This window comes from Nonomuraea lactucae, assembly GCF_003313395.1.
GTDB classification, from domain to species: Bacteria; Actinomycetota; Actinomycetes; order Streptosporangiales; family Streptosporangiaceae; genus Nonomuraea; species Nonomuraea lactucae.
Map to the genome: position 1 here is coordinate 1 of NZ_QNFZ01000554.1, position 1,706 is coordinate 1,706.

Here is a 1,706-nt window from a genome sequence, read left to right on the forward strand (position 1 = left end):
CCTAGGAGTGTCCTGAAGATCTTGGTGGTCTTTCCAGGCGGGGATCGGGGATTCACACTCGGGTCATGATGGGCCGTCGGATGGTTCCGGCCGGGCCTGAGGTGTGGGTCGTGTGCCGTGAGTTGATCCCGGCCGGGAGCGTGTTCGCGTTCCTGGCCGAACATCGGCGGGTGTTGTTCCCGCTGGAGGCGTTCGCGGACATGTATGCGCCGGTCAACGGGCGCCCGTCGGTGCCGCCGGACCTGCTGGCGACGGTGGTGGTGCTGCAAGCGCTGCACGGGCTGTCGGATGAGGAAGCCCTCGCCGCGCTGCGGTTCGATCTGCGCTGGAAGGCCGCCTGCGGGCTGGGGTTATACGAGCAGGGATTCGATCCGTCGCTGCTGACCTATTTCCGGCGCCGCCTGGCCCGTTCTTCTCGCCCGGACCGGATCTTCGAGATCGTCCGCACCGTGGTCGAGCAGACCGGGGTGCTGACCGGCCGGACCCGGCGGGCGCTGGATTCGGCTGTGCTCACCGACGCGGTCGCCACCCAGGACACCATCACCCAACTGATCGCCGCTATCCGCCGGGTGGCCCGCCAGGTGCCCGGCGCCGCCGCGATCATCGCGGCGCACTGCAATGCCCACGACTACACCGACCCGGGCAAACCGAAGATCGCCTGGGACGACGAGGAGGCCAAGACTGCCCTGGTCAGCGCCCTGGTCACCGATGCGCTCACCCTGCTGGGCCAACTGGCCGGCCAGGACCTGGACGCAGATGCCGCCCGGGCCGTCGGCCTGCTGGCCTTGATCGCCGGCCAAGACGTCGAACCTGCCGTCGGCTCCGACGGCACTGATGGGCGGTGGCAGATCGCCCGCCGCATCCCGCCCGATCGGATCATCTCCACTGTCGACCCCGAGGCCCGCCACATCCACAAAAGTGCGCAGCAGCGTGACGACGGCTACAAGGCCCACCTGGCCGTCGAACCGGAGACCGGCCTGTTCACCGCGGTTGCCCTGCACCCCGGCGCCGGAGCCGACAACCATGAGGCCGCCGTCGCCCCCGCTCTGCTCGCCGGCGAGAACGGCCTGCTGCAGATCCTGGCCGATGCCGCCTACGCCGCAGCCGAGCTGCGCGCCGTCCTGACGGCCGCCGGACATCGGCTGCTGATCAAGCCACCCGCGCTCAAGCCTGCCGTGGTCGGCGGGTTCACCCTGGACGATTTCACCATCGACACCACCGCCGGCACGCTCACCTGCCCCGCTGGCCACACCGTCGCACTCGCCGCGCCCGCAGGCCGCTACCAGCAGCGCCGCGCCACCTTCACCGGCCTGTGCACCGCCTGCCCTCTCCATGATCGCTGCACCACCGCCAAGACCGGCCGCATTCTCACCATCCGCCCCCACCACGATCTGCAAGCCGCCGCCCGCCACCAAGCCGCCACCGACCCCGACTGGCAGGCCGACTACCGGCGCTGGCGGCCCATGGTCGAACGCGCTGTGGCCTGGCTGGTCGCCCGCGGCAACCGCCGCCTGCCCTACCGCGGCACCCACGCCAACGACCGCTGGCTCCACCACCGCGCCGCAGCTCTCAACCTCCGTCGCCTGATCAACCTCGGACTCGCCTACCTCAAAAACACCTGGACCCTCATCGCCACCACTCCATAACCAGTGGACGGGCCAGCTCATACCGACCCACCCACCAAGATCTTCAGGACACTCCTAGGG

General features: G+C 69.8%; 1 protein-coding gene. It reads left to right on the forward strand.

Features of this window, described 5'->3' with window-relative positions:
• The first annotated feature begins 110 nt into the window (after positions 1 to 110).
• On the forward strand, positions 111 to 1,646 hold the full coding sequence (locus DQW85_RS23525) for an IS1182 family transposase (protein ID WP_240197378.1): 1,536 nt from the start codon (positions 111 to 113) through the stop codon (positions 1,644 to 1,646).
• Positions 1,647 to 1,706 lie beyond the last annotated feature (60 nt).